A 23837-nucleotide genomic window follows, 5' to 3' on the forward strand; every position below is an offset into this window, starting at 1 on the left:
CGGCATGAAACCTGCCGAGAGTGAACTAATTTGGTGTAACTGCCTATCTCAAATTACTCAATAGAGAGTTAAAGATAGGCAGATGAACATGATGAATAAAAGGGGCAGAGTACATTATCTCTAGAAAGTACTCTGCCCCATATTTCTTACTCTTTCTTCTCACCCCGTATATCATCATCCATCACAATCGTCTTAACGATTCCGTTGTCGTCAATCTCAAAGCTAATACTACTGCCGTTCTTGGCAAAAAAGCGGCCATCACCCTCATGAAAATACCTTTCATTTTCAATGTACGGTAAAGCATTAAGCACGAAGCCGTTTTTTGCTTCCTGCAATACCATTTCAACATTAACAGGGTCTGTTACCACGTAAGTACCTATATACTTACTCAGCTGCGTTTGGCTGATTGGCACTAAAGGTATAACCTCAGCTTGCGAGTACCCCACATCCAAGGCTTCTTTTAGGCGAACTTCTAATTCGCTAATTAACTGGCTACCGTTATCGCCGTTAGTCATGATGGCGTAGCCGTTGCCGGTATCTAACTCAATATATAACTGCGACATAAAACCTTTATCTGCGCCGCCATGCCCAAAGCCAACAATTTCACCATCTTCATCCATATTGATAAAAAAGCCTATGCCTACATTGGGCGCTTTATTGCTTGGCGTATTATTGGTTAATATTTCTTGTGCAGTGGCCTTCGTTATCCAATTTGTGTCTAACCCTAAATACGCGCTACGTACGCCGCTTGCCATTTTCAGCATATCAGACGGCGTACTCCACATGCCCGCAAAATAATGGGGTCAGAGTACTTAATTCGTTTAAAGTACTCTGCCCCCATTTTTTTGGGTGGCAATTTTACTAGGCATGATGCTAGTAGTCTCAAACAATCATCGTCGCTTCCAAGCGAATACTGAGACCAACAGCGTGTTATCGTTTTGCTATCTTAGGCTCAGGACTATTGCGTGCCGTTTACGTTTTACTGTAAAACAATGGAGAGTCGCACTAAAGTGGTGCGACCACCTTGGTAGGCGGGGCTTGGGTCCGAGGAATATAAAATTAACTTCGTGCGGTTCTTCAGATATTGTGCCCATGTTTATTTTAAAAATCTTTAATAAACTAATGTGGTAATAGATTTAAAAATTTTACTTTAATGGTTTAAGCTTCTGAAATATATAGCTTTATTCTGAAAAGTTGAAGCTTTCACTTTGCGTAAGTTGGCAGGTCTAATGTCGGCGATTTTGTTTTTTTTCACCAATGAAATATACCTTCAAGACCAAGTGAAACCTCAGTTTTTTGGTTAATAAAAATACACTATCAATCCGCTAATTTGAGAGGTAAATGCGTTAAGTTTTATTATTTTCAGCATATTGACAGATCCAAAATATTGTGCCAGTTTAATTACGCAGATGAGTATTTTAATACTCAAGTTCAACGGATTGAGCTGTCATTCAGGGATAGGGAGTATCATCCTCGCAATAATCACTCAATCCATTGAAAAGTTCTGTGTTTATTAACATTTATAAATCGGAGAATAATAATGGAATTGATCCAATCGAATGAAGATAGCACTAAAGAGAACGAAAAAGACAACCTTGAAGTCATTTCTACTTTTGACGTTGTAGAGTTGGAACAACGTTTCGAGTACGACACAAATGTCACCATTTGTCATTATGAATGGCATTAAGAGGTTTGACATGGAAAATCACAAATCTGTAAACGAGCAAAATGAACTATTAGTTATAGAGTCAATTGACGATGTCCAGGAGTTGGAGCAACGTTATGAGTACGAAGATACCGTATGGTTATGTAAGTACACCGTGCACTTTTAACTTTTAGGAAGCATAGTGGCTGGTTACCAGCCACTTTTTAAATTATGCAGAAAACTATTAAGCTTACTGTCATCTCAAACTTTTTACGATTAGGTGTGTCACTGCCACAAAATGTATACTCACATTTGAGGAAGTGGCTTCAATATCAAAAAAAACTACAAAGCATTTTATTCACTCAATCCATCGACCAATTCAATCTACAGCCAGAAAGCCAATCACAAGATCTGCAAAATCGATTTTTTGTTACAGCGCATTTTGGTATGTATCCGTTAATTATAAAATACCTTTCGAATATCTTCCCAGACCGAAAGATTATCTGTTTAGTAGGGAAGCAAAAGTCCATTCAAGGCATTATCCAGCTAACTAATAATCTCGAATTAGACGTTCAATACGTTGAAGTGGGTGATTCGTTAATGTTTTTCAGAAAGCTGATTAAACTGAATAAAAGTGGCGCTGTCTTTTTATCCCTAATTGATATACCTCTCGGCGTTTCTGACAAAAATGAACAATGGCTACCCTTTTTAAATGGCAACATTAAAGTTAAGACTGGCTTACTAAAAATTGCTAAAAAGCTCAAACTTCCAATCCGTTTTATCGTTTCTCGATACAATTTAGAAACAAACGATGTGCCTATTACCAGTAACACAGTTAACGATATAGATACTATTTTTGGCCTGTTCAGCAAATATGTCGAGAATGAGCCTTACTTGTGGGACAAAGTCATGGACATATTCAAGTTTTACGAAAGCTCAATGCAGCCTGGTATGTTTATCCCATTTAAACTAGAAGGCAACTTTTTTGCTCTTGACGTTTCCAGTCACCAGGTGCATCGAATAAACGAAGCTTTCTATAATAAAATTTGTGACTTAAAGGCGTCTAAAAAAATAAGTAGCGAACATGTTGAACAGTGTAAGAAGCATATAAATGATCAAACAAATTTCAATATTCAATGCGCAGTTTGAGTCGTTAGTCGAGTCGATTAATGAGGCTGATGGTAAATATGTCATCCGTACCCATGATGACCGTTTTTTCCTTTTTGGGGAAAACTCTGTTTCTTTGTTAAATAGACTTGAAACAGCCACCGCGAATGAGATAGAGGAAGACGAAGAACAGCGCTTAGCACATTTCATTGAAAAAGTGCTATTGCCAAAGGGTATCTATCAAACTAAGGGAGCTCGTGTCACCTACAAACCAAAGAAACCTACACTCTCTTTACACTTTGAGATATTAAATGCTTCAATGGTGAACCAATTATGCAAAGGCTTGGTCTGGCTTTTTATTCCATTAGTGGTTTTGTCAGTGGGGCTGATATCGTTGGTTGCTCATGTAAGCTATTTTACCAGTCACCTTCATGTGTTCTCTTATGAGTATATTTTATCGTACACCCCCATTGAGCTGGCCACTATATTAGTATTATCTTTAATTACGTCATTTTTTCACGAGCTAGGGCACGCGAGCTGTTGCAAAAGGCTATCTGGTAAAGCCGGTGGAATTGGTTTTGGTATGAATTTTTTTATACCAGTATTTTATGCAAATGTATCAAATTTGCATATTTTACCTAGATCGAAAAAAGCGGCGATTGCGATATCAGGTATCTACTTACAGTTTGCAGTGGCTACGCTATTTATTTTACTAGAGCCTTATTTCCCCGCGGTAGAAAAATATTTAGTACTTAACTTAATTGGCATATGTTTTAACCTGATTCCATTTTTTAGAAATGATGGTTATTGGCTTCTTAACGACCTGTCAAAGAAAGACGACTTGTTGAGTGAAACTTTTTCAAGGATGAAACGCCTTGATAATATTGAAGTGATTCACGTTATATATGCGCTGCTATTGGTGACCTTCTTTGCTGTTTCATTCGCTCTTATGGCAAATTTTTCCCTGTTTCGCGGCCCAGACATTATCGAACAACTACTCAATCAAAGTATCTATTCATTTTCTGCTTATCTAAAAGGTGGCTTAGTCCTTCTTCATTATCTAGTTATTGCGATTTCTCTATTCCTGTTAATACGTCATGTGGGCAACCTTATCATCTTAAAATTTAGAAACTTACTAATTTCAGAGGCAAATTAAATGAAAAAAATTAAAATACTAATAGCGTTCATATTTATATTAGTTACCACGGCATGTTCAATAACAGTAAACGAAGATATGATTACATCACCATCTAAAGAGATAGATAGTGAAAATTTAAGAACGCTTCAATTAGCCTACCGACCGGTTGAGCTTCTCTCTGAAGATGGCTCAAAACTCTTTGCGTTAGAGAAAAGCAACTCAACAAACTCTACGACTGTTGTTATTTTTCATGGGAATGCCCTGAATTTAACCAAACAGCCATGGTTTGGAGTATTAAACACGCTTAGCGACTTAAATGTGAATGTCCTAGCCATCGATTATAGAGGCTTTGGTAAAAGTGAAGGTAAAGCTAACTTCACTAATATGAAAGAGGACGCAATCACAGCAATTGAATCTATTTCTAAAGAGCAAGATATCTTTCTTTATGGCCTGTCTCTTGGCTCTGTAATGGCAGCAGAGACGGCTAAGGACCCACGAGTCAAAGGGCTCATAATCGAAGGCGGCATAACCAACGAAACTGACATGATTGACCTATTTAAATCACGTAAAACATTTGGATCCTTGTTTAGTGTAGAGTTGGATGAAAACCTTAAATTTGATATTCCAAATATAGTAGAACAAAGCAATTTACCCTTATTGGTAATTCACGGACTACAAGATGAAAATATCCCAGCCAGTATGGGGAAATCAATCTTTGCAGCATCGTCGAACCCAGATAGTGACCTATATTTGGTTGAAGATGGGGGACATTGCGATACATTTTCAGTCGATAGAAAAGCTTATCTGAAAAAAATTGATACCTTTATTAATACAGTCAATCTTAGGGATAGTAAGTAGGTGAGTGATGATCTCAAGGATAAATACGCTTACGCTATACCTTATATTTCCGTTCTACTTTTGACTGCCTTTGGCTCAACATCGCCACAAAGCTATCAAAAACACAGCGGTTGAGAACAGAAACGAATACTCTGATTTAGAAGGCATGCAACAGTATCAAAATGATCAGTATTAACTAATTTACGAAGCCTAAATGAAATGTTAAGAAAGGCTCATCAATAGTGTAATAGCGAAAAGTTCACAACGTAATGTTTCAAACCTAAAATTATTTATGTTTCGCTGGGCTATGAAAATAGCTACCTTACATCGTATACGTATTGCGACTATAAAATTTCTTATAGTAAAAGTGCTCGAGCGTAAATGTCTCAATTATCTTGATTTTTTTGTTGGTACCCAGTGTATTGATATCTCCTATAAATGCCGATATTTATAAGAGATATCAATTTAAAAGGCGCTATTTAGATTGGCGTTTATCAAGCGCATACTGAACTGCCATTCGAGCAATACCCGCTCCAATGCCTGACACTACCGCCCAAGTGACGGCCTCTTTAAGGTCGGTGTTTTCGCTACCCTTATCTTTAGGAGCAGGTTCGTTAGTTACCTTTTCCCACGACTTTTGTAACGTTTTTCGTGCAAGAATACCTGCAGATGCCGCAGCAAGTCCGATACCAACGTTCGTAATCATTTGTTTATTACTCATCATTTTCTCCATTGGATATTTAGGGTAATGCTATTCCTATGCAGCGTTTTAGGCTCGCAAAGGGCAACCAGTAATATATTCGACAACTTACGTACCTGAAAAAAAACAGCCATTAATCAATTGACTAATGGCTGTTTAATTCAGACTCAAAATAAATCTTCAAACCAATCGCTAAATTGGTGATTGTCTATTTTTTGCCTCTAACCATATTCATCACAATTGAAATGATGAGTAAGATGACAAAAATACCGAATATGATTTTAGCGATACCGGCTGCTGAACCAGCAATTCCACCAAATCCTAATACTGCTGCAACTAATGCAATAACTAAAAATATCAAAGCCCAACGTAACATAATGTATCCCTTCAGTTTGTGAGTTAATGTGACTTAATATTAAAAATGCAAAGCATAGGCCTACTTTCCAAACTTTTTAGGTTATTGTTTAAAAGTCAGTCAAAACGTGGCTTGTAGCTTGGTTGCAAATAAAAAAGTATCGTATCTTTTGGTGCCTCGATAAGAGTACTTGCGAAAAACGTTAACGATATTACGAAAAAATTGTAAAAATTTCTTGGTACTGAATAAAGACATCTGCGTACATTATTCTGCGCACGTATCTTTTGATGTACTCTCCCTCGATTTTTCTAGCGGGCGTAAAAAATCGATATGTTGTAGCTGGTATTTGTTTAAGCTGGAGAAGCGTAATGCAAGAAGTCACCAAATCAGAACCATCGCTAACGGAGGGCTCAATAGTCGCTCACATGCTGCGGCTTGCTATCCCGGCATCAACGGGCATGATCTTCAATACATTGTATAACCTTACCGATATTTGGTTTGCTGGCTATTTGTCAGATAATGCGCTTACCGGTTTATCCATTGCATCTAGTGTCTTCTTCTTACTGCTATCTATTGGTATTGGCATTCAAACTGGGGCATCAGCTATGATTGCACCTGGCGCAGGAAGAGGCGAGACTCACGAAGTGAAAGGATGGCTTGATAACGTCAGCGGCCTTGCCATTGCCTTCAGCGCACTATCATTTGTTTTGGGCTATTTTGCTGCGCGGCCTCTTGTTGTATTACTTGGCGCCGAATCTCACATTGAACCTCTCGCTATGGAATATTTATGGGTAACGCTGGCAGGTTCGGTAGGCTTCACTTTATCCTTCGGTGCTGCGGGCGCATTAATGGCATTAGGAGATACCAAATCTAACCGAAACGCACTTATGATTGGCTTTTTTGCTAATTTTGGGCTCAACCCATTCTTCACTTTCGTACTCGATTTAGGGGTAGGCGGTATAGCGCTAGCTACTGTTGTTATTAAGTTTGCTACCGCGTTCTATCTGTTTCGAGTACTCATGAAGCGATTGAACATATCGGTTATGCCAGCCTTTGATAAAGCGCGGTGGCAAGAACTACTTAAACAAATATTGCCCGCCAGCTTTAACATGCTCACCATCATTCTAGGTGGGTTTATTACCGTTGCGCTTATTGGACAATTTGGAAGTGAACATGTAGCTGGTTACACCGTTGGGCTGCGCTTAGAGCAGGTTTTGTTGCTACCTGCACTAGGCTTAAATAGCGCGGTAATGGCTATTGCGGGTCAAAATATGGGCGTAGGTCGTTATGAACGCGTGGGTGAAACCTACCGAAAAGGACTGTTAATCGGTTTCTTTATGGCGGTAGTGTCTATCCCTATTATGTATTTTTTATCGCCGCTGGCGATGAACCTTTTTACAAGCGACAGCGCCATTAAAAACACAGGCGTTACCTACCTTCGAATTGATACGTTAGCCTTTTACGCTTACGTGGTGTTGTTTCAAAGTGTGGCTATTCTACAGGCCATGCAGAAACCTATGTTTCCTATGTATTTAGGCATTGCTCGGCAACTTGTTGTGCCCGCGTTTATAAATTATATGCTGGTTGTGGTGTGGGGCTATCCCATGGTGTCTATGTTTTACACCATCGTTACCGTTGTCATCCTAAGCGCCATACTTGCCTTCTTCTATACAAGACGGAAGATAAACAAAGTAAAAAAAGAAGGGGGCAGTACTGCTTAAATGTACGCCGCCCATCGCTTTGTCGCTTTATTAGTCACAACTAATAAGTTGCGTAGAACTGCTGTAAAAATCGTCCTCTAGAGCAACTTTATCAAACTTATATTCTTCATCCTGATATATTCTTTCTATTGAGCCTGCCCAATGGTACGAATCAGATTCTACATAAATGAAATAAGCATCGGCTTGGGTTTCTAAAACCGTTTTTGTTGTGTATGGCGCTACGTTTATCCAACCGTTAATTTGCCAATCGTCCTCTATGAACGTAAGAACAGATATGGTTTCGTTGCACGTATTTTTCACTTTTATCGTGTTAAAAAGGTTGAAAGATGCTTTTAGTAACTTCCCGTTGTCGTACTTTCCGTATATTGTTCTTCCGCGCTCTTCATCGTATAACTCCCAAACGCCGTCCATTTCACCGTCTAAATAAATTCCGGCTTCTAAAATTTGGCCGGTGCTATCAAGCTTTTGGTATTTCCCTGACTTGGTCTCGTTTATGTAGGTAGTTTCTTCTGCTAAGTTACCATTTGGGTGGTATTTATAATATCTCCAAATGCCTTTCCTGAAGCTTTCAAGGCCGGTACCGTCGATGTTTTCTTGAGAGTAGTACCCACGCACTGCCAGTTGTCCATCTTCGTGGAACCTTACATACAAACCACTTTCTAGTCCGTTGAATGTATCTGTATGCGTTTTGAGTTGGCCATTATCATAAAACGTATTTACCTCACCTAAACCCACTTTTTTTCCATTCTTGAGCGTGTATTTTTGTACGATTTCATTCTGAGCCGTTAGGTATAGAATTTCTCCGTCTTCTTCACCATCCTTAAAACTGCCTTTATAAGCGATATTACCGTTTGGATGATACTCAACTAAAGAACCTGATGTATCTTGGTGAATGTATTCCATAGCAAAGTCAGAAGCGTCGGTCATAAAGCTCTCTAGCTCTTTGGCTTCGTTATTAAACTCTACAATACTATCAATCTTAACAATTCCGTTGCTGTGATATTCCTTGTAAGTCAATTGCGTTAACGTTGACGAACCTGAGATACGTGTTTTTAAATCACCGTTTGAGAAATAATCGTTAAATACGAAATCTCCGAGTAATTGTCCGTCCTCCATAGTATGTTTTGTCGACAGCAGACCTGGAGCGACGTAATTTACTATTTTGTAGTTATGCATACCCCATTTTTCAGGTGCGGTGACAAAATGCATACTAAGTTCACCGGTGTCGAAGTACTCTTTGTAGTTTGCTATTAAATTGCCTTCCTCAACTACGGATATACCTTCGAATCTAAGCTGACCATTTTCATGGTAGTCTCTTTCTATTTCCTGAGCGTGAACAACACTCTGTAGTAGAAAGGTAAAAAGAATAAATTTAAAACTTCGACGCATGTGCTTTCCTTTCAGTAACTGAATCACCTTCACCCTCAAAAAAGGGCAATAAAATACGCTTACACGGCGCACTAAAAATTGTTTTTATTCATTTCCTGCTTACTCAACGGAAAGGAAAATGCGCTCTGACTTTTTAGGTTTAGTGCAACACGTGTTAAGCAATCATTTTGTTGATTATTTTTTATTTTATTTAATATTAACTCTTTTTTTAAACAGTATTAAATAGTCGTTATAAATATTGGCGATTTTAAGTACATTTTTTAAGTTTGAATAATACACTGTTGGCTTTCGTGGGCAGTATTTCGGTTTACCCTTAACTGCGAATAGCCCATTCCTATTTTTATCAGTGAAACAGGTTATAATAGCTGATAAATGTAAATAGGAATTGATATGAAAGTCTGTGGTGTAGATTTAAAAGGTAACGAAGCAAATGTATGTCTGTTGTCGCTGATAGATGGGTTGTTTCATGTTCCCGACTGTCGTACGCGTCGGTTAACGTTAGCTGACAGCAGTGCCAAAGGGTTAAAAAGTTTTCAAAGTACGTTTGCTAAACTTGTCGCAGACTACCAAATTGATGCCGTGATCATTCGCCAGCGTCAAAGCAAAGGTAAATTTGCGGGTAGTTCTATTGGCTTTAAATTAGAAGCGGCTATTGAATTAATTGAGGGGTTAAACGTTGTGGTATATAGCCCTACTGATATTAAAGAATCTTTACGCCGAAACCCAATGGCAGTGCCTTTTGCCGAAACCGGTTTGAAGCAGTTTCAAGAGCCTGCTTTTACTACTGCCTATGCGTGGTTAATGCAGAACCATTACGCTTCGCAAACAGACGAGTAAATAAAGGGGGCAGGGGAGTTTATCTATTAATACCCTTGCCCGGTTTAAGCGTCACAAGGTGGTGAAATAAGCGCGCTATTTTGTCTGCGTAAGCGCCTGCATTAGCTCCTGCACCAGCTCCTAGAACAGCTCCTTCCTTTTCAGAGTAAATCGCCATGGTAAAGTTGCGTCATCTTCGGCGTAGTCTATACCAATGCGCGGCGAACACGTGATGTCATCACTTAATATTTTGTTTCCTTCATCATTACCTTCATCTTGAACCCAAACCACGTTTTGATTCATTACTGATGTTGCATTAAGAGAGGGCGTCAACGCGAGCGCTTGGGTCAGTTTAGCTGGGCCAGAGCATAGGTTTTTGTTGGCAGACTTCATGTTTCTTCTTGATAACATGGTATCTAGTCCTTGCGTCGGTTCAATTGCCCGGATAAGTACAGAGTCTGCAAAAGACTCGCCGTTTGTTACTATGTTGAACATACTGTGGTAGCCATAAACATTATAAATATACGCAATGCCGCCGTTGCGCTTCAATGTTTTTACAGAAGAAGGGCGCCTCAGTAAATGCTTTTGCATTGCCAAATCATTGCTATGAGAATAAGCCTCAGTCTCTGTAATAATGCCGCCGGTACGTACACCATTCATTTCACTGTATAGGTACTTGCCTAGCAAATTCTTCGCGATGCTTACAACATTGCTTTGAGTAAAAAAAGAAGAGGGCATCATAATGAGTGCAATAAATAGCAGAGAAGTTAAGACGTTTTCTTAAGTTCGCTATGCGATTTCAGTAATTCAGTACCATCATCTTGCTCAATAAGGTAAGCCGGGTCATTTTCGCTGGCCTTACGTTTCACTGATGAGCCTTTTATCGTGCGTTCAACATCGCTTGTATATTTCTTTCGAATATTACCCGAGGCGCTACCTTTACCCCATTCCCATTCAACTTCTGTGTTAATAGCATAATTTTTCATTTTAAATCCCTGTCTAAATGGAAAAGAGGGTTGTGCTAAATTAAATTTCTTGAACCCCAACCATGGTGCTTAATAGCGCATTTGTATAAAGTTTATAACGGGGGCTGTGCGGGTTAAGTTCACTATTAAAGCGGGGAGCAAGGTACATTACCCTCTTAAAAATTCCCGACGCCTTTACTTGCACTGGCAAAATGAACAAAATTTGTCGATAATCAAATCTTTAAACTATTCAAAGATATAATGGAAACACGACTCCCTCTGTACAAAAAGTTGTTGGTGATGTGTCGCATTGAGCCTGGCTGCCTTGGGCCGCAAGGCACAGATTACGTTGAGGAGTTTTGTGTTTTCGCCAAACAAAAGCTGAAAGACAACCGCGGTCATTGCTTGCGATGGGCTGTTAAACCTCGTTACGACAAATCACTTCCCGAGCTAGAATTCCAGATGAAAAACATTACGGTATCGCGTGAGAATGCTGACAAGTATATGAACAGTTTCGATATCGACATTGATGTTTTCGAGGAAGAGTTGGAAGAAACCCTTGCCGATTTAGTTGATGTGTTTTTTGAGCGATGATTGCTCTGAAGTAGAAATATCAGCGTTAGCGCACATTATTTAATGTAGGTTAGCTAAAGTGCACTATCTATTGATTGTCATCCGACGCCATTATTTCCTTTCCTGTTTATTGGAGCTAGCGGCGCTTTCTACGTCCTTTCGACCGGCCTTTACCCTTAGAAATAAAGGGGTCAGAGTACATTACTTAGACCCCATTTTTTCTTAGGCTATCTAAAGTGATCTACCTGTTAAATGTACACCGACCCCATTTTTCAAACTAGCGGCGCTTTTTACGTCCTTTCGACCGGCCTTTACCCTTCGGTTTATCGTCAGCTTCAAAATTCCCGTATAAGTCTTCTTCTATCTTAACTGTAGGTGGCTTCGGTTTTGGTTTTGGCGCAAAACCGGAAATAAAGGTCTTTTTAAATTGTCTGCCCAGAAGGCGTTCGATGGTTTTTAGCTGCTTTGCTTCGTCGTCGCTGAATAGCGAAATAGCCAATCCCTCTGACGACGCTCTGCCTGTACGGCCAATTCTATGAATATAGTCTTCGGCTACATAGGGCAGGTCGACATTAATCACACAGGGTAATTGCTGAATATCAATACCTCTAGCGGCAAGGTCTGTTCCAATCAGAACCTTAATGCTGCCATCTCTAAAACCATTTAGCGCTAATGTGCGAGCTTGCTGTGTTCTATTTGCATGAATAGACTCTGCCGCAATGCCTTTCGCTTCAAGCTCATTCCTTAAGCTATCTGCACCGCGTTTAGTGCGCGTAAATACCAATATTTGAGACCAGTCATTGTTTTCAATAAGGTAAATAAGAAGCTCGTTTTTTCGCTCCTTGTCTACCGGATGCAATACTTGCGTGATCTTTTCGATATGATCTTTGGCTGTAGCTAACTCGATAGTTTTAGGGTTGTTCAGCATCGTGGCTGCTAATGTTTTAATTTCTTTTGAAAATGTGGCTGAAAATAACAGCGTTTGACGCTTCTCTGGCAGAAGCTTTTGTATGTGATGAATATGGTCAATAAAGCCTAAGTCCAGCATGCGGTCGGCTTCATCTAGCACCAATATTTCAAGATGGTCGAAGTTAATATCACCTTGCTCATATAAATCTAGCAAGCGCCCCGGTGTTGCGATGAGAATATCGACACCTTGCGCTAATTCATATTTTTGAGGCTCAATTCGCACGCCACCAAACACGGCGGTTGAGCGAAGATTTAGATTTTGGCTATATTGTTCAACGTTTTGAGCAACCTGTGCGGCAAGCTCGCGAGTAGGGGCAATAATAAGCGCCCTTATATCCTTGGTTTCTAGGCGCGGCTTGTCTACCAATAGCTGCAAAATGGGTAATGAAAAACTCGCTGTTTTCCCCGTTCCTGTTTGAGCAATTGCGATAAGGTCTTGCTTACTCAATATTGCTGGAATGGCTTCCTGCTGAATTGGCGAGGCCGAGGTATAGCCCTTGTCAGCAACGGTGTTTAAAAGTTCAGTACATAAGCCTAAATCGCTAAATGACATAAGAGGGAACCCTACAACGCATTAAAATTGGCGCCATGATACTTGAATATAGGGGGCAGAGTACACTGGCTACCCAAAAGTACGTTATCTCCCAACAAGTTCTTACTCTACTTAAAATTGCTTTGGTTTCATTTCTGCGCCGCTTCTACTTGAAGGCTATTTTTTTGAATTCTGTTTCTGTAGCCCTGTTTCTAACTCATCATTTCTTAGTTATGTCCTTTTTGACCCGCTAAGATTAAGTTTTTGCCCTACCATCCATGTATAAACAGGCATAATATCTTTATCAACAATCATCTGGGCATACCTGTATGTTGATACTTAAACCTAATTGCGAATGCTGTAATGCTTCATTACCTGCAAACTCATCAAAGGCTTACATTTGCACTTACGAATGTACGTTTTGCGAAGATTGTTTAACGGGAATATTGCAAGGGATTTGCCCTAACTGCGGCGGTGACTTGCAAAAAAGGCCTATACGCCCTGAAAAAGCCTATCGGCCAGGGCTGGGTTTACAGTATCACAGTGCAAGTACCCAGAGGATAATAGGGCAACTTAGCGACCAAGAAATCACTACATTTGTAGACAAAATGAAACATATTCCGGCGCATCAGCGCTAATTTAATTAATGGCAGCGAAAAGGGTAGGGTATGTTAGGTAAAGATTTATTGATCGCAATATTTATTGTGGTGATATGGGGCGTGAATTTCGTTGCAATTGCTTGGGGGTTAGAAGGTATGCCTCCTTTATTAATGGGCGGTTTACGCTTCTTGCTAGTAGCTTCGGTGGGAGCCTTATTTTTCAAACGACCCAACACGCCGTTTATATGGTGGGTGGCCTATGCTGTGCCCATTAGCTTCCTGCAATTTGCATTTCTATTTTCGGCTATGGCCTATGGCATGCCGGCAGGATTAGCGTCGCTTGCATTGCAAGCACAGGCGTTGTTTACCATGATTTTTGCTATGTTTTTCTTGAAGGAATCAATAAAAAATTATCAGGTGTGGGCCTTTTTTATTGCCGCGTTTGGTTTAACGTTTATTGCACTGAGTAAAGATGAACACAGCATTACTGCGTTGGGGTTTGGCTTAACCATGGCAGGCGCGGCAAGCTGGGCTTTGGGTAATATTAGCGCCAGAAGCATTAGCAATCGGGGCTTTAATTCGAACGTTAATTTAGTGGTGTGGAGTGCATGGGTACCGCCTATTCCATTTTTTATTGGTAGTTATTTTATTGAAGGCCCCGAGCAAATCATCGCTAGTTTAAGTGGGTTTAGTTGGGTGTCGTTTGGCGCGTTATTGTATTTGGCGGTTGGGGCCACTATTACCGGATATGGGCTTTGGAGCTACCTGTTAACTCGTTACCCCGCTGGCCAAATAGCTCCTTTGTCACTAGGTGTTCCCGTTGTAGGGCTAAGTTCTGCTGCGCTAATGCTTGGCGAAAGCATTACGCCTATGCAGTGGTTGGGTATTATTTTGGTATTGTTTGGCCTTCTACTTAATACCTTTGGTGGTCGTTTTCGCCGTAAAGTAGCAGTGAGTGTATGATGGCTGAGTCTATTAACACTTATGAAGCTGACACTTTGGATGCTGACACTCTAGATACTGACAGTTTCGGTACTGGCTCTCTCGGTACTGGCATTCTTGGCGCTGGCATAAGTACAAATGCCGATACTGAAAATGATACTATTCCCATCTACATAGTATTGCTGCCTGAACTTTTGATGTTAGATGTGGTAGGGCCCGCAGAAGTGTTCGCTTATGCTAATCGCTACGGAAAAATTCATTTTAAACTGCATTTTGTTGGGCCAGAAACCACACTTAAAAATTCCCTTGGTATGAGCTTAACGGTAGACCCTCTACCAAGAACCGTCGAGCCAAACGCTTGGCTATTAGTAACCGGCATGGTGGGTAATGAACTTAAGCTTGATACGCTGCCGTTGCAAAAGGTATGTGGGTGGTTAGCAGAGCATCAATTCGCAAAAGTGATAAGTGTGTGTGCGGGGGCCTTAGTGTTGGCAAAAGCGGGGCTGCTCAATAATAAAAAATGTACCACGCACTTTATGCACTGCAATGAGTTATCTGCTTTACTTACCGCTAAGCAAGTACTCGAAAATCGCTTGTTTGTGCAAGATGGTAATGTTTATACCAGTGCTGGCGTATCGGCTGGAATTGATTTGGCGCTTCACTTGGTACAACAGCAAGTTGGCCCCCAAGTATCTGCAAAGATAGCCAGGCAAATGGTATTGTTTATTCGCCGAGGAATGCAAGATCCTAGCTTGTCACCGTATTTGGAGCACAGAAACCATTTACAGCAAAGAATTCATACTATTCAAGATAAGATTCAGCAAGACCCCGCTAGAAGTTGGAGCCTAGATGAACTGGCTGATTTAGGGCATTGCAGTAAACGCCATTTTGCGCGCATATTTAAAGACAGCACCGGCATTACTAGTAAAGAGTATATTTACAAATTGCGATTAAGTCTGGCCCAGCAACTCTTGCAGAGCTCGCCGCTACAAGTAGAAGAAATCGCCCAGCGGTGCGGGTTTGAAGACTCAAGGCAGTTTAGGCGCCTTTGGGCTAGATACCACAGCAGCCCGCCATCATCGTATCGGTAGGGTGTTGGCGGTCTGCGAAATAAAGCAAAATTAGCCGATGTTAGCGCAAGTGAGCCGTAGTGAATAAACATGCGTAAACATCGTTATTAATCATTATTTGCGTGGCACATTACGATGTGACAAGTATTACGCGAACCTTTTACAAGGTTAAAAACGACTATGCGAAAACGTATCACGCGACAAAAAATAGCCCTCCTTATTACCTTGCTAGCGACCTCCTTCGTTGCGACGTCTCAGTCTGAGTTGCCAACTCAAATCGACATGAAAGGCAGTAAGGGCACTACACTCGTTGGAAAAGCCATTACTTCATTTGAAAACCCATGGGCGATGGCGTTTTTACCTGATGGGCATAGTTTGGTTACAGAAAAGGCTGGCACGCTGTGGCTGCTTGATAAGAACCAGCAGAAACGCTTTGCAGTCACTAACACTCCCAACGTTCAAGCGCGAGGACAGGGCGGTTTAGGCGATGTTATTGTTCACCCTGAATTTAATACTAATAACACCATCTACATTTCTTATATCGAGCGCGATCCTAAAGACGATGCCTACAGCGGGGCAGTGATTGAACGCGCAACGTTAACCATTTCTGATAGCGGTGCAAACTTGTCTGACAGAGAGCTTATTTGGCACCAATCCCCCAAAGTTACCGGAAATGGCCACTATTCCCATCGAATGGTGATTTCTCCAGATGGCTACTTGTTTATTACTTCCGGAGACAGACAAAAATTTACGCCGGCCCAAAATATGGCAATGAATTTGGGAAAAGTTTTACGCTTGAACGCTGATGGTAGCGTGCCCCAAGATAATCCTTTTTATGGCAACGGTAGCGTGACAGAACAAATATGGACGCTAGGTCACCGCAATCCCCTCGGCATTGATTTTGATGAGCAAGGGAATTTGTGGTCCCACGAAATGGGGCCGCGTCATGGTGATGAACTCAACGTTATTGAAAAAGCACGCAACTACGGTTACCCCATTGTTTCGCAAGGCGACCATTATTCAGGCGTGAAAATACCGAACCACGAAGATTACCCTATTTATAAAGCACCAGAAAATGCGTGGGTACCAGCCATAAGTCCCGCGGGCTTTATTATTTATAAAGGTGATTTACATAATGGCTGGAAAGGTAATGGCTTCATAGGTGGTTTATCATCTGAAGCATTAGTGCGGGTTACTTTCAGCCAAGACGGACAAAAGTGGAGTGTGGAAGAAGCGGAACGTTACGAGTGGGGCAAACGGGTTCGTGAAGTGGAACAAGATAATAAAGGCAACATATATGTACTTGAAGACAAAGAACACGGTCGTTTAATAAAACTTCAGCCAAGTAATTAGCAGCTAAAACATAATAGGTTAAATTGAAAGAGCACAAAAAAGCCCGAGTAAATCGGGCTTTGATTACCTAACAATCCGTTAAAACGCGTAACGGGCATTCAGGCTTATAAAATCTACACCATCCCATGCTTCGTAAGTGGCACCTACCGCGATGTTGTCTGTAAAGTAATAGTATGCAGATACACCCAACGCCGTTTCTGACTCTTCGGCAATATCTAAGTAACTGATGTTAGCACCCAGTTCAAGTGCGTTTGTCACCATAGAGCGTACGCCGATAGTGGCACCAAAACCGTTGTCATCTTCAGATTCCGAATTACCTTGAGCTGAAGCGCCTACTTCCAAGTTCTCATAAGTCACTTGGGCATATACATCAGTACTTTCTGTTACATTAAAGCGATACCCACCACCCAGTGACAGTTGGGATAGATCTACGTCAACGTCTTGGCCAAAAACATTTACGTCTTCGCTCACATCGCGATAGCGTCCAGTAAGGTAGAAACCTTCACCAAGCGCTTTAGAAAATGAGGCGTTAAAACCTGATGGCGAAAAATCATCGCCGTCGATTTCAGTTTGTACATAACCAAGTTCAGCGAGATCCCACTTCGGGTCTTCAGCTAAAGCTGGCGAAGAAGCCACAATAAGTGCGACCATAGATGCGGCTAATTTATTTCTTAATTCCATTTAAATGTCCTTATAAAATCACATTGCTTTGCGAATGCGGCCTAAATTTAGCATCGACTAAATTTTGCGTCCACCGATTAAACCCATTTTATTTATTGCTATTGATTAGCGTGAGTTAGCAATTTTTCGTAGGCTTGCGAGAACCCATCAAGGGAAAAGGGGAGTGTCGTTTGTTCTTTTTCGGCATTCATAAAAGCAACCATAAAGCGCTTGCCATTATTAAGTTCTGCTAGCATGGTATCGTCGACAACAATATTACTTTCACACACTTTAGTATCACACTGCTGAATGCTGATGCGAACCGGCTTTCCTTCATCTATTTTTATACCTAAACCGAATTCTTTCTTTGCAGTGCTGCTAAATCTTAGCGTAAGAATAGGTTGTTTTTGTGCAGAAAGTGCAATGTTTATAGCACCTACAACGCCAGCTTTTTCATTGTTGCGAGCAATCAATACTTGGTTAATGAAGCAATGGTTATCTTTGCACTGATAGCTCCACCTCTCTGAAACACTGCTCTTCGAAGTCATTGGTGCCGCAGTTGATGGAGAGGCGAGGTGTGTTTGTGCTTTTGCGTTAAATGTAAATACGAGAAGAAGGGCTGCTAATTTCGCAATATTGGGTTGCGATAATATGAAACTCATTGTCAATTTCCAGTGTAAAAAAAGAAGGGGCTGTGAAGCCCCATGTAAACAACTTAAATTAACCGATAATGGGCTTATTTAGTTCTTTTACGTGCGCGGATGGCGAATAATCCAAAAGCTGTTAGTAGAACGAAAAACATTCTTGGCTCGCTTACCGATGTAGGCTCAGCAACAAATTCAGTGATAGGTGTTTGAGACATAACCACGTCACCAGAATCAACGAATGATAAACCAGTAACAAATGCCAATGCATCGTCTGGGTCAATCATGTTCGTAGTGTCGATACCCAAAACACGAAATTCAGTCACGCCGTCAGTACCAAAGAAGTACTCTTCTTCAGCCGTTAGGTTGTCAGTGAATTCCCATCCAGAATCACCCATTAACCACAATTCGTAATCAGCATCGAAGCCCGTTGGCAAAATAACTGAGGCTATTTCTGGACCAGACTCCACCACATAGTCGTAACCAATCGCTACGTCAGGGTCGATAAATACCACTTGATCGTCTGAAATACTAAACTCGAATTCCCAACTGCCATCAACATCATCTGAAGGCATGAAAGGGTCAAGCTCAGTTCCTGTGCCTTCGCTACCCGTTGACGCTGTGGCTAGTGTTACTTCACCGTTACGAACAGAGTATGCCCATATACCATCCTCGCCTACATTTGAGGCGTTAACGAGTTCTAAAATCGCTTCTGAATCACTACCAGGTAACGCAATAAATTGTTCGTCAGTTAGAGATATCCCTGCTCTTGATTGACCCCAAGTAATCCCATCAAATGAGATCCCTTCATCGCGGTATGAAAGCTCGTCGTAGCGAAATTCGATATCAACATCACCAGCGAGGCCGGTCTCGTCAGAGCGGTCGATGATCAATGCTTGAAAAGTGTTTTGACGATTGTTTTCGTCGTCGTCGTTATAAAATGCATCTACGCTCATGTTTAGCCACGTAACAGCGACAACACCTTCTGACGGTGAGCCAATATAAGTGTCACCGCAGCTCCAGCAGTCGTAGTTTCCCGATGCAAAAAAAGGCGTTAGGGACGCTATAGCAGGCTCTAAGTCAGAAAGCTCACTGCTATATAAATCGATGCCCCCGCTTGTAAATGCGTTAAACGTGTCAAAGTTTACTCCATCAATATTTACATCGAAAGGGAGGTCGATCGTGGGGGAATACTCGGTAAAAGTTTGGTCAGAACCGTAGTCGGCTGCGCCGCCCATACCTGAGATAATAACGTCAGCATGAGTTTGCAGAGAAAGCACAGCAAAAGACAGAGTGGCGGCAATGAGTGTGTGTTTGAATTTCATTATAAATTATACCCTAATAGACAATTTTTTGTTTTTATTTACAGCGTAGCGCGGGCTGAGTTAGCGAAATCCATGCCATAAGGTAACAATCTGATTTATAAAGGGTAATTTTTGTCTTTCGATATGAATGATAAGAGTGTGTAAGTAAAGCTGACAGTATAAGTTATTGATTGTACTAAATTTAATCAATCGGGGTTGGGCGTAGCGGAGGGCGATGATATTTATAGAGCGTACACCAAAGAGGCCGAGTACATTTCTTTTAAAAAATGATTCTGCCCCATTGTTTTATCTATCTATAAATTATCATCATCAGAAAAATTAATGCGGGCTAATCGTTCTTGCTCTTCGTCAGCAGCAGCTTGTATCTCTTCGAGTATTGCGCCTACGTCAGCCTCTTCACTGTCATCTTCAAACTCACCGGTTAGCACAGAGTTAGGCGTTAAGTTAGCTTCTTCAAACAGCGCCCACATTTCTTTTGCGTAGTTAGTATTTAATAGCTCAGGAGCAAACTCGCCGTAATAGCGTCGAATATTGTTAACGTCGCGGGCAAACATGGCCTCGGCATTATTGTTCGCCGAAGCATTAACCGCTTGAGGCAAATCGATGATTACCGGCCCATTGTTGTCAACAAGCACATTAAATTCAGATAAATCGCCGTGAATAATACCCGCGCAAAGCATAAGCATAATATTATGCATCATGATTTTATGCTGTTCTATAGCGTCTTCTTTACTAAAGCTAACGTGCCCTAATTGTGGGGCTACATCACCGTGTTCATCAGACACCAGCTCCATCAGCAGCACGCCGTCAATACAACAGTACGTATCAGGCACACGCACGCCCGCTTCGTTCAAGCGTGATAGGGCATCCACCTCTGCTGTTTGCCAAATCTCTTCCTCTATTTGGCGACCGTAGCTAGAACGTTTGCCCATGGCGCGTGCCTGGCGTCCGCCTCTTACTTTTCGGCCTTCTTGATACTGCGCCGCTTTTTTGAAGCTGCGTTTAACGGCATCTTTATAAACCTTTGCACAGCGAACATGTTCACCACAGCGAACAACAAAAACATCGGCTTCTTTACCGCTCATTAAGCGGCTTAGTACTTCGTCGATTAAACCATCATCGACGAGGGGTTGTAGGCGTTTAGGTATTTTCACTCACTGCCTGCTAAATGGTGTTGTGTTTTCATCATTGTTTATAAAGGTGCTCTATGTGTTTATTCAATTTGCTTAACTAGTATACCAGTGTTGAAAACTAAGAGCAGTGAAGTAACAGCACTTTTTTACCAATCCCTCTTTAAATGAACGACATAAATTAAATACCACTTTATTACCTAAGTGAAGTAAGCACAGGACTTTCACTAAAAACGACGCTTTCCTCTTTTTGTTCAGCAGATCTGTTAAAAGCCAATGCGCGTATCAAATTTAGGAATGGATTTCTAAATAACGGACAACGACATGAACAATAAGCAACCTGTCACGCCAAGTTTGTTACTTGCCTTAACCCCTGTGGTGCTAACCCTAATTATCTTGGGCACGCAAATTTTTTACTTTGGGGTATTTGAACCTCATATTCCTCTTACCCTCGGTCTCGCGCTAACCAGTTTAGTTGGCATGTATTTAGGCCTTACTTGGGTAGACATACGAGAAGGTATCTTCCACGTTGTTCATGTTGCACTCCCATCGGTATCGGTCTTGATAACCGTTGGTATGATTATTGGGGTTTGGATAGCCAGTGGAACGGTTCCCACCATTATTTATTACGGTCTAAAAGCGCTTTCCCCTGAAATTTTCTTGGCTGCTGGCATGATTATATGTGCGGTAGTGTCGGTTTCTCTAGGCACCAGTTGGGGAAGTGTCGGCACAGTAGGGCTGGCATTAATGGGTATCGGTGAAGGCTTCGATATTCCCATGTATTGGACTGCTGGGGCAGTTGTATCTGGCGCATTTTTTGGTGACAAAGTATCACCGTTATCTGACACCACTAACTTAGCCCCAGCAGTAACGGGAACCGACGTGTTTTCTCATATCAAAAATATGATGGCGACCACTATTCCCGCCATGTTTATAGCGTTAGTTATCTACATAGCCGTTGGCTTTTTTGTTATTGATACACAAAGCGTTTCCTTTGCAAAAATTGCAGGCATAACTAATGCGCTAGAAGATAATTTTTACATCTCTCCTTGGGCACTGTTGCCGGCGGTTGTTGTAATGGCTTTAGCGCTTAAGAAATGCCCGCCATTGCCCTCGCTATTTGCAGGTGTAGTAGTGGGGAGTGCCATGGCAATGATTACGCAAGGGCAAAATTTGCAGTCGGTCTTTGATTTTGCAAATAACGGATATTCAATTGAAACCGGTATTGCAGAAATTGACGGTCTATTGAATCGAGGTGGTATTCAATCGATGATGTGGACCATCTCCCTTGTATTAATTGCTCTTGGCTTTGGTGGTGCGCTTGAAACTACAGGGTGTTTGCGAAGTATTATCAATGCGATTAAAAGCAAAGCAACCACATTTGCAGGCACACAAACTGCCGCCGTTGGAACCGCATTTGCGACTAACTTAGTAGCTGGTGACCCCTACTTATCTGTGGCGTTACCGGGGCGTATGTACTCACCGGTATACCGAGGAATGGGCTATTCTACCTTGAACCTTGCCAGAGGCATTGAAGAAGGTGGTACCTTGATGTCGCCGCTAATTCCATGGAACGCGGGTGGGGCATTTGTCATTACTGCACTGGGTTTAGGTGTAACTGGCGATAACCTAGAAAACCTACTGTATATACCCTTGGCCTTTGCATGCTGGACCGCGCCATTAATCGGCATTTTTTATGCTTACACGGGGCTTTTTTCACCAAAAGCGACCGAAGAAGAGCGTGAACGTTGGGAGACTTCCGGCGAAGCAATTGCTGAATTTAACGAAGATGGATCGCCCAAGACCGATTAAGCCACTGTGTTAAAATAAGCAGGAGCAGGGTACATTTCGTTATAGCAACGCGAAAAATACCCTGTTCCTTTCCTTTTAATATTCCCCTGTTCCTTTCCTTTTAATATTCCCCTAACCCTTGCTCTGTAAAATCACTCTGTTTCACCTTCATTACCTACCCCAAAATATTCGAACAATACTGTTCGATATCGAACATACAACCGCTAAGTATATAACTGGTTTAATTTTAAGTTATTGAGTTATTAGTGTTTTTTAACTTGGCATGGCTTTTTCATTGTCAGTTGCAAAGTGAAAAGGCAGAGCACCATGAAAATAGAATTAACTCGGAAGAAAAACCATAAACATTGGTACGCGATGGGCACATTAGTGGTGGTAGCGCTGATCGCTACTTTCTTATTGAACGCAGAAGATGCACTTGTAGTATCAAGTGGCGAAGTGGACGTGTTGAAAGTTGAGCAAGGCAATATTGATTTATTCAGTCATGCTTTTGGCGAGCTTTTTTCAGAACAAGAGCGATTATTAACATCGCAAGCATCGGGTAAAGTTGCAGAGATTTATCTTCGCCCCGGCGCTTCCGTTGAACCTAGCACGGTAATACTGTCACTTGCCAACCCTGAACTTAATAGAGCTTACCAGTCAGCCGTGGGCGATTACAATGGTCAAAAAGTACAGTTGGAATCCTTTGAGTTAGAGCAGCAGAATGAACGTTTAGATTACCAGAGTCGAATGGCAGATATTGAAGCAGCATTAGAGCGTGGCCAGCTTGAACTCAGTGTAAACAAGCAGCTTTCTGAGCGAGGGGTATCAGCAAAGCTTGAAATACAGCGGGCTGAACTTACCGTTAAACAAGAAGCGAAGAAACTCGAATTCGAACGTCAAAAATATCAACACTTCTTAAAAGTACAAGCCTTCCAGCTCAAGCAACGTCAAATTGAGTTAGAGCAACTAAATCAGCAAGTGGCGTTACTTTCAAATCAATTAGACGATATGCAGGTTAAGGCTGGCATATACGGTACGCTGCAAAGCTTAGAGGTAGGAATAGGTGAAACACTTCCTCAAGGTACTGTGCTTGGAAGAGTGGGCTCGGTAGATAAACTCCTTGCTCGCTTACGAGTGCCACAACATCAGGTCGACCAAATTACCTTAGGGGCACCTGTTGAACTTACCACCCGAAAAGGGCAAATAAGTGGAGAGGTCAATCTTATCGAATCTGTTGTTAGTAACGGCGTGGTTATCGCTGAAGTAAAGTTAACCAGTGAGCTACCCTCTGATGCTCGGCCCTTGGCGCCAGTGACTGGGCAAATATTTATAAAAACGCAAATTAATGCCTTGTATGTCACCCAGAACGCTGGATTACGGCCTATGTCTCAGCTTGATAGGTTCGTCCTGGGGACAGATAAAATCCATGCTGTGAAAAGACGCATTCAGCTAGGAGGATTAACCAAAGGTAAGCTCATCATTCAGTCTGGCGTAGACGTAGATGAACACTTCATATCGCAAATGCAGGACGAATGGTCTGTACACGACTTAATGACAATCAGAGAAGAGGGATAAG

Annotated in this window: 25 protein-coding genes; 14 read left to right on the forward strand and 11 right to left on the reverse strand. The window is 41.5% G+C overall.

Features of this window, described 5'->3' with window-relative positions; genetic code table 11:
- Positions 1-146: 146 nt before the first annotated feature.
- A complete protein-coding gene (locus R1T43_RS05755) occupies positions 147-785 on the reverse strand; it encodes a DUF3471 domain-containing protein (protein ID WP_317353824.1) in 639 nt (212 codons plus the stop codon).
- Between the two features lie 755 nt (positions 786-1540).
- On the opposite strand from R1T43_RS05755, the gene R1T43_RS05760 reads away from it, so the two are divergent.
- From R1T43_RS05760 to R1T43_RS05780, 5 genes are all read left to right on the forward strand, one after another.
- On the forward strand, positions 1541-1687 hold the full coding sequence (locus R1T43_RS05760) for a hypothetical protein (RefSeq protein WP_317353825.1): 147 nt from the start codon (positions 1541-1543) through the stop codon (positions 1685-1687).
- A gap of 10 nt (positions 1688-1697) precedes the next feature.
- The gene (locus R1T43_RS05765) at positions 1698-1832 is read left to right on the forward strand and encodes a hypothetical protein (protein ID WP_317353828.1); all 135 of its coding nucleotides are present in this window, start codon (positions 1698-1700) and stop codon (positions 1830-1832) included.
- A gap of 95 nt (positions 1833-1927) precedes the next feature.
- Positions 1928-2794 (forward strand): hypothetical protein, encoded by an 867-nt coding sequence (locus R1T43_RS05770; protein WP_317353830.1) that lies wholly within the window; start codon positions 1928-1930, stop codon positions 2792-2794.
- Positions 2757-3908, forward strand: a complete 1152-nt coding sequence (locus tag R1T43_RS05775; RefSeq protein ID WP_317353832.1) for a hypothetical protein — start codon at positions 2757-2759, stop codon at positions 3906-3908. Before R1T43_RS05770 ends, R1T43_RS05775 begins: the two co-directional genes overlap by 38 nt.
- A complete protein-coding gene (locus R1T43_RS05780; protein WP_317353836.1) occupies positions 3909-4748 on the forward strand; it encodes an alpha/beta hydrolase in 840 nt (279 codons plus the stop codon). It abuts the gene before it with no gap.
- Positions 4749-5202: 454 nt separating this feature from the next.
- Here R1T43_RS05780 and R1T43_RS05785 read toward each other — a convergent pair whose 3' ends face one another.
- Both R1T43_RS05785 and R1T43_RS05790 read right to left on the reverse strand, forming a co-directional pair.
- On the reverse strand, positions 5203-5448 hold the full coding sequence (locus R1T43_RS05785; protein ID WP_317353838.1) for a DUF4235 domain-containing protein: 246 nt from the start codon (positions 5446-5448) through the stop codon (positions 5203-5205).
- 187 nt (positions 5449-5635) lie between these two features.
- Positions 5636-5803 carry a DUF1328 domain-containing protein gene (locus R1T43_RS05790; protein ID WP_211072042.1) on the reverse strand — a complete coding sequence of 56 codons (168 nt, stop codon included), beginning with the start codon at positions 5801-5803 and terminating at the stop codon, positions 5636-5638.
- A gap of 347 nt (positions 5804-6150) precedes the next feature.
- Here R1T43_RS05790 and R1T43_RS05795 point away from each other — a divergent pair, with 347 nt between their 5' ends.
- Positions 6151-7503: an MATE family efflux transporter gene (locus tag R1T43_RS05795; protein WP_317353842.1), complete on the forward strand. Its 1353-nt coding sequence runs from the start codon at positions 6151-6153 to the stop codon at positions 7501-7503.
- A 30-nt stretch (positions 7504-7533) separates the two neighbouring features.
- Here R1T43_RS05795 and R1T43_RS05800 read toward each other — a convergent pair whose 3' ends face one another.
- The gene (locus R1T43_RS05800; protein WP_317353844.1) at positions 7534-8892 is read right to left on the reverse strand and encodes a hypothetical protein; all 1359 of its coding nucleotides are present in this window, start codon (positions 8890-8892) and stop codon (positions 7534-7536) included.
- 390 nt (positions 8893-9282) lie between these two features.
- Here R1T43_RS05800 and R1T43_RS05805 point away from each other — a divergent pair, with 390 nt between their 5' ends.
- Positions 9283-9729, forward strand: a complete 447-nt coding sequence (locus tag R1T43_RS05805) for a DUF3010 family protein (RefSeq protein ID WP_211072040.1) — start codon at positions 9283-9285, stop codon at positions 9727-9729.
- A 120-nt stretch (positions 9730-9849) separates the two neighbouring features.
- Here R1T43_RS05805 and R1T43_RS05810 read toward each other — a convergent pair whose 3' ends face one another.
- Both R1T43_RS05810 and R1T43_RS05815 read right to left on the reverse strand, forming a co-directional pair.
- Positions 9850-10449, reverse strand: coding sequence for a DNA-3-methyladenine glycosylase (locus R1T43_RS05810; protein ID WP_317353847.1), 600 nt, complete (start codon positions 10447-10449; stop codon positions 9850-9852).
- A 26-nt stretch (positions 10450-10475) separates the two neighbouring features.
- Entirely contained in the window at positions 10476-10694 is a 219-nt protein-coding gene (locus R1T43_RS05815; RefSeq protein WP_317353850.1) for a DUF2945 domain-containing protein, read from the reverse strand.
- A 240-nt stretch (positions 10695-10934) separates the two neighbouring features.
- On the opposite strand from R1T43_RS05815, the gene R1T43_RS05820 reads away from it, so the two are divergent.
- Complete coding sequence (locus R1T43_RS05820; protein WP_211072032.1) at positions 10935-11267, forward strand: hypothetical protein; 333 nt, start codon at positions 10935-10937, stop codon at positions 11265-11267.
- A 256-nt stretch (positions 11268-11523) separates the two neighbouring features.
- Here R1T43_RS05820 and R1T43_RS05825 read toward each other — a convergent pair whose 3' ends face one another.
- Positions 11524-12768, reverse strand: coding sequence for a DEAD/DEAH box helicase (locus R1T43_RS05825; RefSeq protein ID WP_317353854.1), 1245 nt, complete (start codon positions 12766-12768; stop codon positions 11524-11526).
- A gap of 308 nt (positions 12769-13076) precedes the next feature.
- Here R1T43_RS05825 and R1T43_RS05830 point away from each other — a divergent pair, with 308 nt between their 5' ends.
- The 4 genes from R1T43_RS05830 (at position 13077) to R1T43_RS05845 (ending at position 16711) form a co-directional block, all read left to right on the forward strand.
- A complete protein-coding gene (locus R1T43_RS05830; RefSeq protein WP_317353857.1) occupies positions 13077-13385 on the forward strand; it encodes a DUF1272 domain-containing protein in 309 nt (102 codons plus the stop codon).
- A gap of 30 nt (positions 13386-13415) precedes the next feature.
- Positions 13416-14309, forward strand: coding sequence for an EamA family transporter (locus R1T43_RS05835; RefSeq protein WP_317353859.1), 894 nt, complete (start codon positions 13416-13418; stop codon positions 14307-14309).
- Entirely contained in the window at positions 14306-15379 is a 1074-nt protein-coding gene (locus R1T43_RS05840) for a GlxA family transcriptional regulator (RefSeq protein WP_317353862.1), read from the forward strand. Before R1T43_RS05835 ends, R1T43_RS05840 begins: the two co-directional genes overlap by 4 nt.
- A gap of 159 nt (positions 15380-15538) precedes the next feature.
- A complete protein-coding gene (locus R1T43_RS05845; RefSeq protein ID WP_317353865.1) occupies positions 15539-16711 on the forward strand; it encodes a PQQ-dependent sugar dehydrogenase in 1173 nt (390 codons plus the stop codon).
- Between the two features lie 78 nt (positions 16712-16789).
- Here the strand turns inward: R1T43_RS05845 and R1T43_RS05850 are convergent, their stop codons facing one another.
- From R1T43_RS05850 to R1T43_RS05865, 4 genes are all read right to left on the reverse strand, one after another.
- Positions 16790-17392 (reverse strand): outer membrane beta-barrel protein, encoded by a 603-nt coding sequence (locus R1T43_RS05850; protein WP_317353868.1) that lies wholly within the window; start codon positions 17390-17392, stop codon positions 16790-16792.
- A gap of 98 nt (positions 17393-17490) precedes the next feature.
- Complete coding sequence (locus R1T43_RS05855; RefSeq protein ID WP_317353870.1) at positions 17491-18033, reverse strand: invasion associated locus B family protein; 543 nt, start codon at positions 18031-18033, stop codon at positions 17491-17493.
- 74 nt (positions 18034-18107) lie between these two features.
- Positions 18108-19340, reverse strand: coding sequence for a nidogen-like domain-containing protein (locus R1T43_RS05860; protein ID WP_317353872.1), 1233 nt, complete (start codon positions 19338-19340; stop codon positions 18108-18110).
- A 293-nt stretch (positions 19341-19633) separates the two neighbouring features.
- Positions 19634-20494, reverse strand: coding sequence for a PA4780 family RIO1-like protein kinase (locus R1T43_RS05865; protein WP_317353874.1), 861 nt, complete (start codon positions 20492-20494; stop codon positions 19634-19636).
- 300 nt (positions 20495-20794) lie between these two features.
- Between R1T43_RS05865 and nhaC the strand changes: the two genes are divergently transcribed.
- Positions 20795-22282: a Na+/H+ antiporter NhaC gene (gene nhaC, locus R1T43_RS05870; RefSeq protein WP_317353876.1), complete on the forward strand. Its 1488-nt coding sequence runs from the start codon at positions 20795-20797 to the stop codon at positions 22280-22282.
- Positions 22283-22588: 306 nt separating this feature from the next.
- The gene (locus tag R1T43_RS05875; RefSeq protein WP_211072022.1) at positions 22589-23836 is read left to right on the forward strand and encodes an efflux RND transporter periplasmic adaptor subunit; all 1248 of its coding nucleotides are present in this window, start codon (positions 22589-22591) and stop codon (positions 23834-23836) included.
- Position 23837: the final 1 nt, after the last annotated feature.

Source organism: Alteromonas sp. CI.11.F.A3 (assembly GCF_032925565.1).
Taxonomy (GTDB): domain Bacteria; phylum Pseudomonadota; class Gammaproteobacteria; order Enterobacterales; family Alteromonadaceae; genus Alteromonas.

What these genes read in the sequence shown, in the direction of transcription:
- R1T43_RS05755 (WP_317353824.1), bottom strand. Translation starts at nt 785, where the DNA reads ATGTGGAGTACGCCGTCTGATATGCTGAAAATGGCAAGCGGCGTACGT.
- R1T43_RS05760 (WP_317353825.1), top strand. Translation starts at nt 1,541, where the DNA reads ATGGAATTGATCCAATCGAATGAAGATAGCACTAAAGAGAACGAAAAA.
- R1T43_RS05765 (WP_317353828.1), top strand. Translation starts at nt 1,698, where the DNA reads ATGGAAAATCACAAATCTGTAAACGAGCAAAATGAACTATTAGTTATA.
- R1T43_RS05775 (WP_317353832.1), top strand. Translation starts at nt 2,757, where the DNA reads ATGATCAAACAAATTTCAATATTCAATGCGCAGTTTGAGTCGTTAGTC.
- R1T43_RS05780 (WP_317353836.1), top strand. Translation starts at nt 3,909, where the DNA reads ATGAAAAAAATTAAAATACTAATAGCGTTCATATTTATATTAGTTACC.
- R1T43_RS05785 (WP_317353838.1), bottom strand. Translation starts at nt 5,448, where the DNA reads ATGAGTAATAAACAAATGATTACGAACGTTGGTATCGGACTTGCTGCG.
- R1T43_RS05790 (WP_211072042.1), bottom strand. Translation starts at nt 5,803, where the DNA reads ATGTTACGTTGGGCTTTGATATTTTTAGTTATTGCATTAGTTGCAGCA.
- R1T43_RS05795 (WP_317353842.1), top strand. Translation starts at nt 6,151, where the DNA reads ATGCAAGAAGTCACCAAATCAGAACCATCGCTAACGGAGGGCTCAATA.
- R1T43_RS05800 (WP_317353844.1), bottom strand. Translation starts at nt 8,892, where the DNA reads ATGCGTCGAAGTTTTAAATTTATTCTTTTTACCTTTCTACTACAGAGT.
- R1T43_RS05805 (WP_211072040.1), top strand. Translation starts at nt 9,283, where the DNA reads ATGAAAGTCTGTGGTGTAGATTTAAAAGGTAACGAAGCAAATGTATGT.
- R1T43_RS05810 (WP_317353847.1), bottom strand. Translation starts at nt 10,449, where the DNA reads ATGATGCCCTCTTCTTTTTTTACTCAAAGCAATGTTGTAAGCATCGCG.
- R1T43_RS05815 (WP_317353850.1), bottom strand. Translation starts at nt 10,694, where the DNA reads ATGAAAAATTATGCTATTAACACAGAAGTTGAATGGGAATGGGGTAAA.
- R1T43_RS05820 (WP_211072032.1), top strand. Translation starts at nt 10,935, where the DNA reads ATGGAAACACGACTCCCTCTGTACAAAAAGTTGTTGGTGATGTGTCGC.
- R1T43_RS05825 (WP_317353854.1), bottom strand. Translation starts at nt 12,768, where the DNA reads ATGTCATTTAGCGATTTAGGCTTATGTACTGAACTTTTAAACACCGTT.
- R1T43_RS05830 (WP_317353857.1), top strand. Translation starts at nt 13,077, where the DNA reads ATGTTGATACTTAAACCTAATTGCGAATGCTGTAATGCTTCATTACCT.
- R1T43_RS05835 (WP_317353859.1), top strand. Translation starts at nt 13,416, where the DNA reads ATGTTAGGTAAAGATTTATTGATCGCAATATTTATTGTGGTGATATGG.
- R1T43_RS05840 (WP_317353862.1), top strand. Translation starts at nt 14,306, where the DNA reads ATGATGGCTGAGTCTATTAACACTTATGAAGCTGACACTTTGGATGCT.
- R1T43_RS05845 (WP_317353865.1), top strand. Translation starts at nt 15,539, where the DNA reads ATGCGAAAACGTATCACGCGACAAAAAATAGCCCTCCTTATTACCTTG.
- R1T43_RS05850 (WP_317353868.1), bottom strand. Translation starts at nt 17,392, where the DNA reads ATGGAATTAAGAAATAAATTAGCCGCATCTATGGTCGCACTTATTGTG.
- R1T43_RS05855 (WP_317353870.1), bottom strand. Translation starts at nt 18,033, where the DNA reads ATGAGTTTCATATTATCGCAACCCAATATTGCGAAATTAGCAGCCCTT.
- R1T43_RS05860 (WP_317353872.1), bottom strand. Translation starts at nt 19,340, where the DNA reads ATGAAATTCAAACACACACTCATTGCCGCCACTCTGTCTTTTGCTGTG.
- nhaC (WP_317353876.1), top strand. Translation starts at nt 20,795, where the DNA reads ATGAACAATAAGCAACCTGTCACGCCAAGTTTGTTACTTGCCTTAACC.
- R1T43_RS05875 (WP_211072022.1), top strand. Translation starts at nt 22,589, where the DNA reads ATGAAAATAGAATTAACTCGGAAGAAAAACCATAAACATTGGTACGCG.